Origin of the sequence: Enterobacter asburiae (assembly GCF_001521715.1) — a bacterium.
Classification (GTDB): Bacteria; Pseudomonadota; Gammaproteobacteria; order Enterobacterales; family Enterobacteriaceae; genus Enterobacter; species Enterobacter asburiae.
The window spans coordinates 974,520-990,174 of sequence record NZ_CP011863.1; the positions used below are offsets into that span (position 1 = coordinate 974,520).

Below are 15,655 nucleotides of genomic sequence, written 5' to 3' on the forward strand. Positions count from 1 at the left end.
TCACACTCCTTCCGCGCGCAGGGTGCGCTGTTCAATGCGTTTTTCAAACTGGCCGACAATCAGCCTGTCGACGTAAATTCCCGGGGTATGAATGGCCGACGGGGCAGCTCGCCCGGGGGAACTATCTCTTCCACCTCGACGACCGTTATCCGGCCTGCCGTTGCCATCAGCGGGTTAAAATTTTGCGCGGTATGCCGATAGACAACGTTGCCGTACCAGTCCGCTTTCCAGCCCTTAATGAGCGCGAAATCGCCGGTAATGGCCTCTTCAAGGATGTAGTCCTTCCCCGCAAACTGGCGCACGTCTTTGCCGGTAGCCACGGGCGTGCCGTAGCCGGTGGCCGTGTAAAATGCCGGAATGCCCGCGCCGCCCGCGCGCACCTTTTCCGCCAGCGTGCCCTGAGGCGTGAGTTCAATCTCCAGTTCGCCGCTCAGCACCTGCTGTTCGAACAGGGCGTTCTCGCCGACGTAAGAGGCCACCACTTTGCGAACCTGCCGCGTTTCGAGCAGTATCCCGAGACCGAAACCGTCCACGCCGCAGTTGTTTGATACCACCGTCAGATCTTTCACCTGACGGCGTCTGACCTCTGCAATCAGGTTCTCCGGAATCCCGCACAGGCCGAAGCCGCCCGCCAGCAAGGTCATTCCGTCCGTCAGCCCATCCAGCGCCTGCGCATAGCTGCCGACGCGCTTATCCAGTCCCGCCATAGTCATCACTCCCGTTATCCGTGCCGGTATCATTAGGGGCGGCGACTCATTTGTTAATTTTGAATTTGTGACCCACTCATTTGGTTTTTTTATTAATTTCCTGTTAACTAAATTTTTTCAATTAGTTAACAGGATGAAAAATGAGAATGAGTGTCAAACAGTTACGCGCGTTTTTAGCGGTAGCTCACACTCTCAATTTCGCGCACGCCAGCGAACGGCTGAATCTTTCCCAGCCGGCCCTGAGCCTGACGATTAAAGCGCTGGAGGATGCGCTCGGCGGACCGCTGCTGCAGCGGAGCACGCGCAAGGTCGCGCTGACGCAGGAGGGAGAGACGTTTTTGCCGATGGCGCGTCAGCTGCTTGCCGACTGGGATAACGTCGAAGAGGCGATGCACCAGTGCTTTACCCTGCAGCGCGGTAAAATTTCGGTTGCTGCCATGCCGTCGTTTGCCGCGAATGTCCTGCCCGAGGTGCTAAAAGCGTTTCGCGATCGTCATGCCGGGATCAACGTCACCGTGCACGATGTCATTAACGAGCAGGTGATAGAGATGGTGCGGGAAGGGCGGGTCGAGATGGGCATCGCCTTTGAGCCCGCGCCAACTCACAACCTGCTGTTTACTCCGCTGGGCCTCGACAGGTTTGTTGCCATTGTGCCGAAAGATTCCTCGCTGGCAGGCAAGAAGCGCCTGTCATGGGATGATCTGCTGACGCTGGATTTCATCACCCTGCAGCGCCCGTCGGCGGTACGTCTGATGATGGAGGAGGAGCTGGCGCGAAGCGGCAGAAAGCTGGACGTGGCGCTGGAGAGTCATCAGCTGGTGACGGTCGGGCGAATGGTCGCGAGCGGGCTGGGCGGCAGTGCCGTTCCGGCGCTCTGCGAGGCGCAGATGACGGCGCTGGGCGCGGTCTGTATCCCGCTGGATAACCCGCCCATTGAAAAGTGCATCGGGGCGATCCATCCAGGGCATACGCAGCTCTCTAAGGCAGCGCATGCCCTGCTGGAAACGCTGAAGGATTTTTACCAGCCGGGTCAGGCGGAGTGACCCGGCCGACCCGATTGCTTCAGAAGCGGGTATCTACCGCAGAGGCCAATTTTTCCAGCAGCAGTTCGCTGTCTTCCCAGCTCAGGCACGGGTCGGTGATCGACTGGCCGTAAACCATCTGCTGCCCGGCAACGATTTTCTGCGTGCCTTCTTTGATAAAGCTCTCAGCCATAATCCCTGCAACGGCGGTCAAGCCGCTGCGGATCTGCTGACAGATCTCATCGCAGACGTCCAGCTGGCGGCGATGCTGCTTCTGGCAGTTGCCGTGGCTGAAATCCACCACCAGATGTTCCGGCAGGTCGAACTCGGCCAGCGTTTCACAGGCCGCCGCAATATCTTGTGCATGGTAATTGGGTTTCTTCCCGCCGCGCATAATGATATGCCCGTAAGGGTTACCGCTGGTCTGGTAGATGGTCATATGACCGCTCTTATCCGGCGACAGGAACATGTGGCTGGCACGGGCAGCGCGGATGGCATCAACCGCGATACGGGTGTTGCCGTCGGTCCCGTTTTTAAAGCCGACCGGGCAGGAGAGGGCAGAGGCCATCTCACGGTGGATCTGGCTTTCGGTAGTGCGCGCGCCAATCGCGCCCCAGCTGATCAGATCGGCGATAAACTGCCCGGTCACCATATCGAGAAACTCGGTCGCCGTCGGCACGCCCAGCTCGTTGACCTGTAAAAGCAGCTTCCGCGCCAGCTCGATACCGTGGTTAACGCGATAGCTGCCGTTGAGGTCAGGGTCGGAAATCAGGCCTTTCCAGCCCACCACGGTCCGCGGTTTTTCAAAGTAGGTGCGCATCACGATCTCAAGGCGATGCTGGTACTTATCCCGCAGTCCCTGAAGTCGTTTCGCATAATCCATCGCGGCATCCAGATCGTGGATGGAGCAAGGCCCAATCACCACCAGAAGACGTTTGTCTTCACCGTTCAGGATTTTTTCAATGCGGCGGCGGGAGGCCGTCACATGTTCCGCGACGGCGGCGGAAACGGGATGCCGCTGTGCCAGTTCAGCCGGCGTGACCAGGCTGTCAATGCGAGCAGTGCGGAGTTCATCGGTTTTATTCATGGAATGTCTCAGAAAATTTTTGCTTCATCGGCAGACTACCGGGAAGTGATGGGCATCACCTTAAACCAATCCCTGCTGATTTCAAGTTCGGGGCGACACCGCCCCGTGGTTGCCGATGATGATACCTGAATCTGAGCTAATGTACTAGCATATTAGTACATGCGGCGATTAAGCCCCATGATGTCGAGAATTTTGGTGGCAATTTCTTCAACCGAATAGTTGGTGCTGTTCAGCCACGGGATCTGGTTTTTGCGGTACAGCGCTTCCACTTCGGAAACCTCCATCCGGCACTGGCGCATGGAGGCGTAGCGGCTGTTTTCGCGTCGCTCCTCGCGGATGGCGGCAAGGCGTTCCGGGTTGATCGTCAGGCCGAACAGCTTGTGCTGCAGCGGCTTAAGGGCGGCGGGCAGGACCAGGTTATCCATATCGTCGGCGATAAACGGGTAGTTTGCAGCGCGAATGCCAAACTGCATCGCCAGATAGAGGCTGGTCGGGGTTTTGCCGCAGCGCGACACGCCAAGCAGGATCACCTGCGCCTGGTCGAGATTACGCAGGGAGATACCGTCGTCGTGTGCGAGGGTGTAGTCAATGGCGGCGATACGCGCGTCGTACTTAATCAGGTTGCCGGGGTTAAGCCCGTGGGTACGGTGGGCGATAGGCGTCGGGTCGAGCTTAAGCTCGCTCTGCAGCGGAGCCACCAGCGCCTGCACAATATCCTGGCAGAAGCCTTCACTTTGCAGAATGATGGCGCGAATCTCGGGGATCACGATAGAGTAGAACACCAGCGGGCGGATGCCGGTCTGCTGGTAGATGGCGTCAATCTGGTCCTTCACCGCTTTGGCGCGGCTTTCGTTTTCGACAAACGGCAGCGTGATGCTGTTAATCGAAACGGGAAACTGCGACATCACCGCGTGGCCCAGCACCTCGGCGGTGATCGCCGTACCATCAGAAATATAAAAAACGTGGCGATCGACAGCACTATCCATTTTACTCACCCTGAATATCAGACCTAATTGTCTGAAAGCATAAATTAAAAAAGTAAATTACACAGCAAAGAACTTATCTTAATTATAAATGAAACGGTGTTTTTGATTTTCCTGAAAAGTGGATTTCATTTTTCAAATAGCGACTTTATTTTTGGGGTTTCTGGCTGAATATAGAGGAATCATCGGGTTAATCGTTGATGGGAAAGTATCCGAAAAGTTGAAAATTTAAATTGCTTACACGATTCACCGTTTTTTTAGCGGAAATAAATATGCCAGTATAAATACGTAGTCAGGTGTTACTTACTCCGATCAAATATCACAAAAGGATTGTTTCGATGTCCAACAATGGCTCGTCACCGCTGGTGCTTTGGTATAACCAACTCGGCATGAATGATGTAGACAGAGTTGGGGGCAAAAATGCCTCCCTGGGTGAAATGATTACAAATCTGTCGGGTATGGGTGTCTCCGTACCGAACGGGTTTGCCACCACCGCTGATGCCTTTAACCTGTTTTTAGACCAGAGCGGTGTTAACCAGCGCATTTACGACCTGCTGGATAAAACGGATATTGATGACGTTACCGAGCTTGCCAAAGCCGGGGCGCAGATCCGCCAGTGGATCATCGACACACCTTTCCAGCCGGAACTGGAAAAAGCCATTCACGACGCGTACAACCAGCTCTCTGCTGACGATGCGCAGGCCTCCTTTGCCGTGCGTTCCTCTGCAACCGCAGAAGATATGCCGGACGCCTCGTTCGCCGGGCAGCAGGAAACTTTTCTGAACGTCCAGGGTTACGATGCGGTGCTGGTGGCGGTGAAGCACGTGTTTGCTTCCCTGTTCAACGACCGGGCCATCTCCTATCGCGTGCACCAGGGCTACGACCATCGCGGCGTGGCGCTCTCCGCTGGCGTGCAGCGCATGGTGCGCTCGGACGTGGGCTCATCCGGCGTGATGTTCTCCATTGATACCGAATCCGGCTTCGACCAGGTGGTGTTTATCACCTCCGCGTGGGGGCTGGGTGAGATGGTGGTGCAGGGCGCGGTAAACCCTGACGAATTCTACGTCCACAAGCCTACGCTGGCCGCTGGCCGTCCGGCGGTGGTGCGCCGCACCATGGGCTCGAAAAAAATCCGCATGATCTATGCCCCGACCCAGGAGCACGGCAAGCAGGTTAAAATTGAAGATGTACCGCAGGAGCAGCGCGACCGCTTCTCCCTGACCGACGCCGAAGTGCAGGAACTGGCGAAGCAGGCGGTGCAGATCGAAAAACACTACGGCCGTCCGATGGACATCGAATGGGCGAAAGACGGGAACACCGGCAAGCTGTTTATCGTGCAGGCGCGTCCGGAAACCGTCCGCTCTCGCGGTCAGGTGATGGAGCGTTATACGCTGCACGCGCAGGGTAAAATCGTGGCGGAAGGCCGCGCCATCGGTCACCGCATCGGTGCCGGTCCGGTCAAAGTGATCCACGACATCAGCGAGATGAACCGTATTGAGCCAGGCGACGTGCTGGTGACCGACATGACCGACCCGGACTGGGAACCGATCATGAAGAAAGCGGCGGCTATCGTCACCAACCGCGGCGGTCGTACCTGTCACGCGGCGATCATTGCCCGCGAGCTGGGTATTCCTGCGGTTGTCGGCTGCGGTGACGCCACCGAGCGCATGAAGGACGGGCAGAACGTGACCGTCTCCTGTGCCGAAGGCGATACCGGCTACGTCTACGCCGATATCCTCGACTTCAGCGTGAAGAGCTCAAGCGTGGATACCATGCCGGACCTGCCGCTGAAGATCATGATGAACGTCGGCAACCCGGACCGCGCGTTTGACTTCGCCTGCCTGCCGAACGAAGGCGTTGGCCTGGCGCGTCTGGAATTTATCATCAACCGTATGATCGGCGTTCACCCACGCGCGCTGCTGGAGTTTGACGACCAGGATCCGAAGCTGCAGAACGAAATCCGCGAGATGATGAAAGGCTACGACTCGCCGAAAGAGTTCTACGTCGGCCGTCTGACCGAAGGGATCGCGACGCTGGGCGCCGCCTTCTATCCGAAACGCGTGATCGTGCGTCTGTCTGACTTTAAGTCTAACGAATATGCCAACCTGGTCGGCGGCGAGCGCTACGAACCGGAAGAAGAGAACCCGATGCTGGGCTTCCGCGGGGCCGGACGCTACGTGTCCGACAGCTTCCGCGACTGCTTCGCGCTGGAGTGTGAGGCGGTGAAACGCGTGCGCAACGACATGGGGCTGACCAACGTTGAAATCATGATCCCGTTCGTGCGTACCGTAGATCAGGCGAAAGCCGTGGTGGACGAGCTGGCGCGTCAGGGTCTGAAGCGCGGCGAGAACGGGCTTAAGATCATTATGATGTGCGAAATCCCGTCCAACGCCCTGCTGGCCGAGCAGTTCCTGGAGCACTTCGACGGCTTCTCTATCGGCTCGAACGACATGACGCAGCTAACGCTGGGTCTGGACCGCGACTCCGGCGTGGTCTCCGAGCTGTTTGACGAGCGCAACGAGGCGGTGAAAGCGCTGCTCTCCATGTCCATCCGCGCGGCGAAGAAGCAGGGTAAATACGTCGGGATCTGCGGTCAGGGTCCATCCGACCATGAAGACTTTGCCGCATGGCTGATGGAAGAGGGGATCGATAGCCTGTCCCTTAACCCGGACACCGTGGTGCAAACCTGGCTGAGCCTGGCAGAACTGAACAAGTAACGCCACGCTGACCCGAAAAGGCGAGGATATTATTCCTCGCCTTTTTTATTTCATTTCTTATTTGCTCCCCATCACAAATAAAGTAAAAAACCAAATATCATAATTTGTCTGTCAATTTAGACAATTGTTAGCGCGCAAACCGTTGCTAATACTTGAGCCTTACTGCGCATTTCCCTTAAGAAGATGCGCAACTGGTTGAAATACGTTTTAACCTGATAAAAAGGCAAATAACAATGACACTTTCCTCTGTATTGCGTACCAAAGATAAAATAGGTTATGGCTTAGGCGATATGGCCAGCGCGCTGGTCTGGCAAACGGCAACGTTATTTCTCGCTTATTTTTATACAGATGTTTTTGGGCTACCCGCCGCGATTATGGGCACCATGTTTTTAGTGGTGCGCGTGGTTGATGCGTTTGTCGATCCGTGCATTGGCGCACTGGTTGACCGCACCCGGACGCGTCACGGACGTTTCCGTCCCTGGCTGCTGTGGTTTGCCATCCCGTTTGGCGTGAGCTGCCTCATTACCTTCTATGTGCCGGACGTTGGGCCGACGGCGAAAATCGTGTACGCCTGCGTGACCTACGCGATTTTAAGCCTGATTTACTCCGCGATTAACGTGCCTTACTGCGCCATGCCCGGCGCGCTGACGCTGGATCCGCGCGAGCGTCATTCTCTGCAGTCGTGGCGCTTTGGCCTGTCGTTTATCGGCGGGCTGATCGTGACGGTTATTGCCCTGCCGCTGGTCTCACTGTTAGGCCAGGGCAACGTGCAGAAAGGCTATTTCTATGCCATGAGCCTGATGGGGTTGCTGGGCATTGTGCTGTTCTTCTGCTGTTTCCTGATGACCCGCGAGCGTTATTCTCCGCGCAATGATACCTCCGGCTCCATGCTCACCGATTTAAAACTGCTGGCCGGGAACAGCCAGTGGCGTATTGTGTTCCTGTTTAATATTTTGCTGTTAACGGCGGTGGTGACGCGCGGTTCCGCCACCCTGTATTACGTAAACTATGTGCTGCTGCGTCCGGATCTGGTTTTTGCCTTTATTGTTTCCGGCATGGTGGCCTCCTTAAGCGGCGCATTATTATCTGAACGGCTGCTGGGGAAATTTGACCGCGTTCGCGCCTACCAGTGGACGATTATCTCCTTCGTTATCTTCGGCGCGCTGATTTTCTTCCTGCCTCCTTCACAGGTGTGGCTCATCTTTGGCCTTAACATCGTCTTTAGCTTTATTCAAAACCTCACCACGCCGCTGCAGTGGACCATGTTCTCCGATGTGGTCGACTACGAAGAGCACCGCAGCGGCCGTCGTCTGGACGGGCTGGTTTTCTCCACCGCGCTGTTTGCCATCAAGTTTGGCCTGGCGCTGGGCGGGGCGGTCGTCGGCTGGGTGCTTGGCATGGTGGATTACGCCCCGGGCCAGGCAACCCAGGCGCCAGGCGTTCTCTCGACCATCAACGCGCTGTTCACCCTTATCCCGTGCGCGCTGTTCCTCTGCATGGTCGCGCTGCTTGCCATCTACAAGCTAAACAGCCGGCTGGTGGATTCCATCGCCCGGGAGCTGGCCAGCAAGCGTGAAGTCAGACCCGAAGCGGGGCAGCTCAGCCCGGCAACCCCTTCCGCACTACAGGAGTAAAACATGACGACTATCTATAAGGACGCGGGACGTCCCGTGCACGAGCGCGTCGCCGATTTACTGGCGCGCATGACCCCGGAGGAGAAGTTCGCCCAGATGCACGCGTACTGGCTGATCCTCGATGAAAACGGTAACCACCGCGAGCGCAGCGACCTCAGCGACGAATTCGCCGGCGTGAGCGAGCAGGCTGCGCTCAGCGAACGGCTCAAGCTTGGCGTCGGGCAGATCACGCGGCCGCTGGGCACCCACATCGTTGACGCGAAAACCGGCGTGCGCGCGGCGAACCGCCTGCAGCGCATGATGATGGAAGAGACGCGTCTTGGCATTCCGGCGCTGTTCCATGAAGAGTGTCTGGTGGGGCTGCTGTGCAAAGACGCCACCTTGTTCCCGTCGTCATTGAACTACGGTTCGACCTGGGATCCGGAGCTTGTTCAGCGGGCGGCAGAGCAGATTGGCAAAGAGGCGCGCTCCGTCGGCTGCCAGCAGGGGCTTGCGCCGGTGCTGGACGTGTCCCGCGACGTGCGCTGGGGGCGAACCGAAGAGACCTTCGGGGAAGACCCCTGGCTGGTGGGCGTAATGGCGACCGCCTACGTGAAGGGCTTACAGGGCGATAAACGCGACCTACTGGCAACCCTAAAACATTACGTGGGGCACTCGTTCAGCGAGGGGGCGCGCAACCACGCGCCGGTACACCTGGGGTTCAGCGAGCTGAACGACACCTTCCTGCTGCCGTTTGAAATGGCGGTCAAGCTGGCAAACGCCGGTTCGGTGATGCCCGCGTACCACGATATCGATAACCAGCCGGGGCACAGCGACAGCTTCCTGCTGACCACCGTCCTGCGCGAGCAGTGGGGGTTCGACGGGATTATTGTCGCGGATTACGGCGGCGTCAGCCTGCTGCACCAGCACCACGGGATTTCCCACGACGCGGCCGAATCTGCCGCGCTGGCGTTCAACGCCGGGCTGGACGTTGAGCTGCCGAAAGACGACTGCGCGCGGCATCTGGCGGAAGCGGTAGAGCGCGGGCTGATCTCTATGTCGAAGGTCGATGAGATCGTGGCGCGTACGCTGACTGAAAAATTCCGCCTTGGCCTGTTTGAAAACCCGTACGCGGATGAAAACGGTATCGATCTGCAAAACGATATGACCCGCCAGGCCGCGCGGGAGGTGGCGACGAAATCGCTCACGCTGCTGGAAAACAACGGAATTTTACCCCTCGGCGGCAAACCTCGGGTGGCGGTAGTGGGGCCGACGGCAGACGATCCGCTGGCGTTACTGAGTGGCTACAGCTTCCCGGTGCATTTGATCATCAGCGATATGGTGGAAGAGACCTCGCAGGTCACGACCCCGCGCGCGGCGCTGGAGCAGTATCTCGGTGCATCGAACGTCCGCTATGCCAAAGGGTGCCACATCATCGAAAAACGGATGGCGGGCGCGCCGGTCTTCCCTGGCGACAGCGGCGGCAAACCGATGCAGCAGTCGCCGGTTTCACTAAGTACCGCCCTGATCCCCGAGGCCGTGAACGCCGCGCGGGAGAGTGATGTGGTGGTGGCCTGCGTGGGCGATCTCGCCGGGCTGTTCCAGAGCGGTACCGTGGGGGAAGGTTCCGATACTGATTCCCTGAACCTGCCGGGCGTGCAGCAACAGCTGCTGGAAGCGCTGGTCGCCACCGGTAAACCGGTGATTGTGGTCATGACCGGGGGGCGTCCATATAACCTGCAGGGTCTGGAAGACAAGGTCGCGGCGCTGATGATGGCCTGGGCGCCGGGACAGGAAGGGGGCTGGGCGATTGCGGACGTGCTGACGGGGCGGGCGGAGCCGCAGGGGCGTCTGGTGGTGAGCGTGCCGAAAAGCGCCGGGGCGATGCCGTATTACTACAATCACAAGCTCAAAAGCGGCGGTACGCCGTTTGCGTTCCATTTCGGTTCGCGTTACCCGTTTGGCTTCGGCCTCGGCTGGACGACGTTTAGCTGGGGTGCTGTCCGCGTCGCCGCAAGCAGCGTGCCGGTCGACGGTGAGGTGACGCTGAGTGTGGATATCACCAATACCGGAGAGCGCAGCGGCAGCGAGGTGGTGCAGGTTTACGTCAGGGATAAGGTCGCCACGCAGGTGCGGCCGCTTCAGGAGCTGAAGGCCTTCCAGCGTGTCACCCTCTCGCCGGGAGAAACCGCCACGCTCGCCTTTACGCTGCCGGTTGAGATGTTCAACTTCACCCGTCGCGACGGAAAACGCATCGTTGAGCCGGGCGAGTTTGAGCTGCAGGTTGGCGCATCGTCGGCGGATATTCGCGGGGCGGTGACGGTCAATGCGACAGGGGAAACGCGGGTGCTGCCTGTTGAGTGGCGGATGCTCAGTACCTGTGAGGTCAGGCGCGCGTAGTCAGGATAAAAAAAAAGCCCATCGTGGGAGATGGGCAAAGACTACACACAGCAATTCGTTGTTTCACTCAGGGGATTTCCATGCTTATAAATCAAGGTGTTGATTTATAACCGTGTGCTAATAGTAGGCATTGTGTTATTTAGCGTCGATCGGATTCGTCTCAATAGTTAAAGAGACGTAAAGAATTCTTGAGGTTATTAGCAGACTTAATGCTGAAAAGGCGGGTCTGACCAGTGAGCAACGAATAAATACTTTAGCAGCGTTTAAGTATTGTGCGAGAGAGTGTAGGCCGGGTGAGCATTAACGCCACCCGGCAGCATACCTTAATGCGTGTTCTTCTCTTCCAGCTCTTCCAGTTCGCTCAAAATCACGTCCGGGTCAGTTCCCGGCGGCGGAATTTCATGCACCCAGGCAGAGAACAGACGCCAGGTGACGGCGAGCAGCACCGGGCCAATAAACAGGCCAATCATGCCAAAGGCAATCAATCCGCCAATGACCCCGGAGAGGATCAGGATCAGCGGCAGGTCTGCACCCATGCGGATGAGGATCGGACGAATGACGTTATCCATGGTGCCGACCACGCAGCTCCAGACCAGCAGCACCGTTCCCCACGTGGTATCACCCGTCCAGTAGAGCCAGATAATGCAGGGTACCAGCACCAGCAGCGGTCCCAGTTGCGCAAGACAGGTCATCAGCATAACAACGGTAAACACGGTGGCGTACGGTACGCCGGAAATCGCCAGACCGATCCCGCCCAGCACCGCCTGCACCAGCGCGGTGACCACCACGCCCAGCGCAACCGCGCGCACGGCCTGTGCGGCCAGCAGTACCGCAGCGTCACCGCGTTTGCCAGCCAGGCGGGTGGCAAAGTGACGAACGCCTAAAGCTACCTGCTCACCGCGCCAGTAGAGCAGGGCGCTGAAGAGCAGCATCAGGGTACAGTGCATCATAAAGCGGCCAATATGCGCCGCCTGACCGACAAACCAGGTGGTGGTGGTGCCAATGTACGGGCGGACTTTTGCCATCAGCGCGCTGCCGCCCATCTCCAGCAGGCTATGCCAGCCGCTGTAGAGTTTTGAGCCCACCACCGGAATGCTGTTCAGCCAGGCGAGATCCGGCAGCGTCAGGTCGCCGCTGCTAATGGCGCGAATAACCGGACCACTGGAATCCACCAGGCTATTCACCAGCAGGGCAATAGGAATAATAAACAGCAGGAACAGCAGGAGCGTCATGACCAGCACGGCGAGCCCGCGACGGCCAAACAGCAGCTTCTGCAGGCGCAGCAGCAAAGGCCACGTGGCGACGACAACGGTCGCAGCCCACGCAAAGCCGAGAATAAAGGGTTGAACAATCCACAGACACGCAATAATCATGAGGGCCAGAAACAGCACCGACAGCAAAATTTGCGCAACATCCCTGGGCTGGCGAAGATTGACCATAAATGAAACTTTCCTTAAAAGAACGCCAGTACCACTGGCGGGAACGGAAAACCGCGTCTCTTTAATCATTAATGATCTCAGCGGTTTTTAACAGGCGAATTCTGCCTGTAATTCAGCAGAGATTATAAGAAAAAAATGTGATAAAACTTTTAAGATACACGCAAACGATTTCATACAACTCTAATTAGGGTCGACGGTCATGATCCCACAGATTTCTCAGGCACCTGGCGTCGTTCAGCTGGTGCTTAATTTTTTGCAGGCACTGGAGCAACAGGGTTTTACAGGTGATACCGCCACGAACTATGCCGACAGGCTGACGATGGCGACCGATAACAGTATCTACCAGCTTCTTCCCGATGCCGTGGTTTTCCCCCGTTCAACGGCCGACGTCGCGCTTATCGCCCGGCTGGCCACGCAGGAGCGGTTTGCCTCGCTGGTCTTTACGCCGCGCGGCGGCGGCACCGGGACCAACGGTCAGGCGCTGAACCAGGGCATCATTGTTGATATGTCGCGCTATATGAACCGCATCATTGAGATCAACCCGGAAGAGGGATGGGTGCGGGTCGAAGCGGGCGTCATCAAAGATCAGCTTAATCAGTATCTCAAGCCGTACGGCTACTTTTTTGCCCCTGAGCTCTCCACCAGCAACCGCGCGACCCTTGGCGGGATGATTAACACGGATGCCTCCGGGCAGGGCTCGCTGGTCTACGGTAAAACCTCCGATCACGTGCTGGGCGTGCGTGCGGTGCTGCTGGGCGGCGATATCCTCGATACCCAGCCGATGCCGGTCGAACTGGCGGAAACGCTGGGTAAAGACAACACCGCCAGCGGGCGCATCTATCGCACCGTGCTGGAACGCTGCCGCGACAACCGCCAGCTTATTCTCGATAAATTCCCCAAGCTGAACCGCTTCCTGACCGGGTACGATCTGCGTCACGTCTTTAACGATGACCTGACCCAGTTTGATTTAACCCGCGTGCTGACCGGCTCTGAGGGAACGCTGGCGTTTATTACCGAAGCGCGGCTGGATATCACCCGGTTGCCGAAAGTGCGCCGTCTGGTGAACGTCAAATATGACTCCTTCGACTCCGCGCTGCGCAATGCGCCGTTTATGGTGCAAGCGCAGGCGCTGTCGGTGGAGACCGTCGACTCTAAGGTGCTCAATCTGGCCCGGGAAGATATTGTCTGGCACTCCGTGAGTGACCTCATTACCGACGTGCCGGACAAAGAGATGCTCGGTCTCAATATCGTGGAATTTGCCGGCGATGATGCGGAGCTGATTGAGCGCCAGGTCACCACGCTCTGCCAGCGTCTGGATGAGCTGATTGCGCAGGGGGAAGGCGGCGTGATCGGCTGGCAGCTCTGTAACGATCTGGCCGGGATTGAGCGTATCTATGGGATGCGTAAAAAAGCCGTGGGCCTGCTCGGCAATGCGAAAGGGGCGGCGAAGCCCATTCCCTTTGCCGAAGATACCTGCGTGCCGCCTGAGCATCTGGCGGATTATATCGTTGAGTTTCGCGCCCTGCTGGACAGCCACGGCCTGAGCTACGGCATGTTCGGCCACGTCGACGCCGGGGTACTCCACGTGCGTCCGGCGCTGGATATGTGCGACCCGCAGCAGGAGATCCTGATGAAGCAGATCTCCGACGACGTGGTGGCCTTAACCGCCAAATACGGCGGTCTGCTGTGGGGAGAGCACGGAAAAGGGTTCCGCGCGGAGTACAGCCCGGCATTCTTCGGCGAACAGCTCTACGCGGAGTTGCGTAAGGTGAAAGCGGCTTTCGACCCGCATAACCGCCTCAACCCGGGTAAAATCTGCCCGCCTGAGGGTGTTGATGCCCCGATGCTGCAGGTGGATGCCGTCAAGCGCGGCACGTACGACAGGCAGATCCCGATTGCGGTGCGCTCGTCCTGGCGCGGCGCGATGGAGTGCAACGGCAACGGCCTGTGCTTTAACTTTGATGTGAAAAGCCCGATGTGCCCGTCGATGAAAATCACCAGCAACCGTATCCACTCGCCGAAAGGGCGGGCGACGCTGGTGCGCGAGTGGCTGCGTCTGCTGGCCGACCGCGGGGTGGATCCGCTCAAGCTGGAGCAGGAGCTGCCGGAAAAAAGGGCCAGCCTGCGCTCGCTGATTGAGCGCACCCGCAACAGCTGGCATGCCAACAAGGGCGAGTATGATTTCTCCCATGAGGTGAAAGAGGCGATGTCCGGCTGTCTGGCCTGTAAAGCCTGCTCCACCCAGTGCCCGATTAAAATCGACGTGCCGGAATTCCGCTCGCGTTTCCTGCAGCTTTATCACACCCGATACCTCCGCCCGGTGCGCGACCATCTGGTGGCGACGGTGGAAAGCTACGCGCCGCTGATGGCGCGAGCGCCAAAGACCTTCAACTTCTTTATCAACCAGCCGCTGGTGCGCAAGCTCTCCGAAAAACACATCGGCATGGTCGATCTGCCGCTGCTGTCGGTCCCGTCTCTGCAGCGCCAGCTTGTTGGCCACCGTTCGGCAAACATGACCCTGGAACAGCTGGAGGCGCTCGCTCCGGAGCAAAAAGCCAATGTAGTGCTGGTGGTGCAGGATCCCTTCACCAGCTACTACGATGCGCAGGTGGTGGCCGATTTCGTCCGTCTGGCGGAGAAAGTGGGCTACCAGCCGGTGGTTCTGCCGTTCTCTCCCAACGGCAAGGCGCAGCACATTAAGGGTTTCCTGAAGCGATTTGCGAAGACCGCGCAGAAAACGTCTGACTTCTTAAACCGCGTGGCGCAGCTCGGGATACCGATGGTCGGCGTCGATCCGGCGCTGGTGCTTTGCTATCGCGATGAATACAAGCAGACGCTGGGCGATAAGCGCGGCGATTTCAACGTCATGCTGGTGCACGAGTGGCTTCCGGTGGCGCTGGAAGATAAGGCTGTTCAGGATGTCAGCGGTGAGCCGTGGTATCTGTTCGGCCACTGCACGGAAGTGACCGCGCTGCCGGGTGCCCCCGCGCAGTGGGCGTCTGTTTTTGCCCGCTTTGGTGCGAAGCTGGAGAGCGTCAACGTAGGCTGCTGCGGGATGGCCGGAACCTACGGACACGAAGTGAAAAACCACGCCAACTCGCTCGGCATCTATGAGCTGTCCTGGCATCAGGCGATGCAGCGTTTGCCGCGAAACCGCTGCCTGGCAACGGGCTACTCCTGCCGCAGCCAGGTAAAACGGGTAGAAGGTAACGGTGTGCGTCACCCATTGCAGGCTTTACTGGAGATAATAGGATGATCTGGAAACGTGCCGTGACGCTGCAGGCGCTGAACGCCATGGGTGAGGGGAATATGGTGGGGCTGCTGGATATCCAGTTCATCCGCATTGGCGACGATGAGATTGAGGCCACCATGCCCGTCGACAGTCGCACCCACCAGCCGTTTGGTTTATTGCACGGCGGTGCCTCCGTCGTGCTGGCCGAAACGCTGGGCTCGGTGGCGGGGTATCTCTGTACCGAAGGGGAGCAGAAGGTTGTCGGGCTAGAGGTGAATGCTAACCACATTCGCTCGGTGCGCAGCGGGCGCGTGCGCGGTGTGTGCCGCGCGCTGCATGCCGGAAGCCGCCATCAGGTGTGGCAAATAGATATTCTCGATGAGCAGGATCGCCTGTGCTGCTCGTCGCGGCTGACCACGGCGGTTGTGTAAAGTTTTCAGATGTTTTGCCTTTGG

At 58.2% G+C, this 15,655-nt stretch carries 9 protein-coding genes, 1 other RNA gene and 1 pseudogene; 6 read left to right on the plus strand and 5 right to left on the minus strand.

The window, feature by feature from the left end:
* Positions 1-707, minus strand: a pseudogene (locus tag ACJ69_RS04820) (CoA transferase subunit A).
* Positions 708-847: 140 nt separating this feature from the next.
* On the opposite strand from ACJ69_RS04820, the gene ACJ69_RS04825 reads away from it, so the two are divergent.
* The gene (locus ACJ69_RS04825) at positions 848-1,750 is read left to right on the plus strand and encodes a LysR family transcriptional regulator (RefSeq protein ID WP_059346564.1); all 903 of its coding nucleotides are present in this window, start codon (positions 848-850) and stop codon (positions 1,748-1,750) included.
* Between the two features lie 19 nt (positions 1,751-1,769).
* Here ACJ69_RS04825 and aroH read toward each other — a convergent pair whose 3' ends face one another.
* Both aroH and ppsR read right to left on the minus strand, forming a co-directional pair.
* The gene (gene aroH, locus ACJ69_RS04830) at positions 1,770-2,816 is read right to left on the minus strand and encodes a 3-deoxy-7-phosphoheptulonate synthase AroH (protein WP_059346566.1); all 1,047 of its coding nucleotides are present in this window, start codon (positions 2,814-2,816) and stop codon (positions 1,770-1,772) included.
* 152 nt (positions 2,817-2,968) lie between these two features.
* Positions 2,969-3,802: a posphoenolpyruvate synthetase regulatory kinase/phosphorylase PpsR gene (gene ppsR, locus ACJ69_RS04835; RefSeq protein ID WP_029740422.1), complete on the minus strand. Its 834-nt coding sequence runs from the start codon at positions 3,800-3,802 to the stop codon at positions 2,969-2,971.
* A 335-nt stretch (positions 3,803-4,137) separates the two neighbouring features.
* Here ppsR and ppsA point away from each other — a divergent pair, with 335 nt between their 5' ends.
* The 3 genes from ppsA (at position 4,138) to ACJ69_RS04850 (ending at position 10,529) form a co-directional block, all read left to right on the plus strand.
* Positions 4,138-6,516, plus strand: a complete 2,379-nt coding sequence (gene ppsA, locus ACJ69_RS04840; RefSeq protein WP_023311316.1) for a phosphoenolpyruvate synthase — start codon at positions 4,138-4,140, stop codon at positions 6,514-6,516.
* 233 nt (positions 6,517-6,749) lie between these two features.
* Positions 6,750-8,150, plus strand: a complete 1,401-nt coding sequence (locus ACJ69_RS04845) for an MFS transporter (protein WP_059346568.1) — start codon at positions 6,750-6,752, stop codon at positions 8,148-8,150.
* A 3-nt stretch (positions 8,151-8,153) separates the two neighbouring features.
* Positions 8,154-10,529, plus strand: a complete 2,376-nt coding sequence (locus ACJ69_RS04850) for a glycoside hydrolase family 3 N-terminal domain-containing protein (RefSeq protein WP_059346569.1) — start codon at positions 8,154-8,156, stop codon at positions 10,527-10,529.
* 6 nt (positions 10,530-10,535) lie between these two features.
* Here ACJ69_RS04850 and rprA read toward each other — a convergent pair.
* Positions 10,536-10,643, minus strand: an RNA gene (gene rprA, locus ACJ69_RS04855) — antisense sRNA RprA.
* A gap of 209 nt (positions 10,644-10,852) precedes the next feature.
* Positions 10,853-11,968 carry an AI-2E family transporter YdiK gene (gene ydiK, locus ACJ69_RS04860; protein WP_029739766.1) on the minus strand — a complete coding sequence of 372 codons (1,116 nt, stop codon included), beginning with the start codon at positions 11,966-11,968 and terminating at the stop codon, positions 10,853-10,855.
* 199 nt (positions 11,969-12,167) lie between these two features.
* Here ydiK and ydiJ point away from each other — a divergent pair, with 199 nt between their 5' ends.
* Positions 12,168-15,224 carry a D-2-hydroxyglutarate dehydrogenase YdiJ gene (gene ydiJ, locus ACJ69_RS04865; protein ID WP_059346572.1) on the plus strand — a complete coding sequence of 1,019 codons (3,057 nt, stop codon included), beginning with the start codon at positions 12,168-12,170 and terminating at the stop codon, positions 15,222-15,224.
* Positions 15,221-15,631 (plus strand): 1,4-dihydroxy-2-naphthoyl-CoA hydrolase, encoded by a 411-nt coding sequence (gene menI, locus ACJ69_RS04870; protein ID WP_023311321.1) that lies wholly within the window; start codon positions 15,221-15,223, stop codon positions 15,629-15,631. The genes ydiJ and menI overlap by 4 nt, the downstream gene beginning before the upstream one ends.
* Positions 15,632-15,655: the final 24 nt, after the last annotated feature.

Excerpts from the sequence above, each read along its gene's own strand:
- ACJ69_RS04845 (WP_059346568.1), top strand. The coding sequence starts at position 6,750 with ATGACACTTTCCTCTGTATTGCGTACCAAAGATAAAATAGGTTATGGC.
- ydiK (WP_029739766.1), bottom strand. The coding sequence starts at position 11,968 with ATGGTCAATCTTCGCCAGCCCAGGGATGTTGCGCAAATTTTGCTGTCG.
- menI (WP_023311321.1), top strand. The coding sequence starts at position 15,221 with ATGATCTGGAAACGTGCCGTGACGCTGCAGGCGCTGAACGCCATGGGT.
- ppsR (WP_029740422.1), bottom strand. The coding sequence starts at position 3,802 with ATGGATAGTGCTGTCGATCGCCACGTTTTTTATATTTCTGATGGTACG.
- ydiJ (WP_059346572.1), top strand. The coding sequence starts at position 12,168 with ATGATCCCACAGATTTCTCAGGCACCTGGCGTCGTTCAGCTGGTGCTT.
- ppsA (WP_023311316.1), top strand. The coding sequence starts at position 4,138 with ATGTCCAACAATGGCTCGTCACCGCTGGTGCTTTGGTATAACCAACTC.
- ACJ69_RS04850 (WP_059346569.1), top strand. The coding sequence starts at position 8,154 with ATGACGACTATCTATAAGGACGCGGGACGTCCCGTGCACGAGCGCGTC.
- aroH (WP_059346566.1), bottom strand. The coding sequence starts at position 2,816 with ATGAATAAAACCGATGAACTCCGCACTGCTCGCATTGACAGCCTGGTC.
- ACJ69_RS04825 (WP_059346564.1), top strand. The coding sequence starts at position 848 with ATGAGAATGAGTGTCAAACAGTTACGCGCGTTTTTAGCGGTAGCTCAC.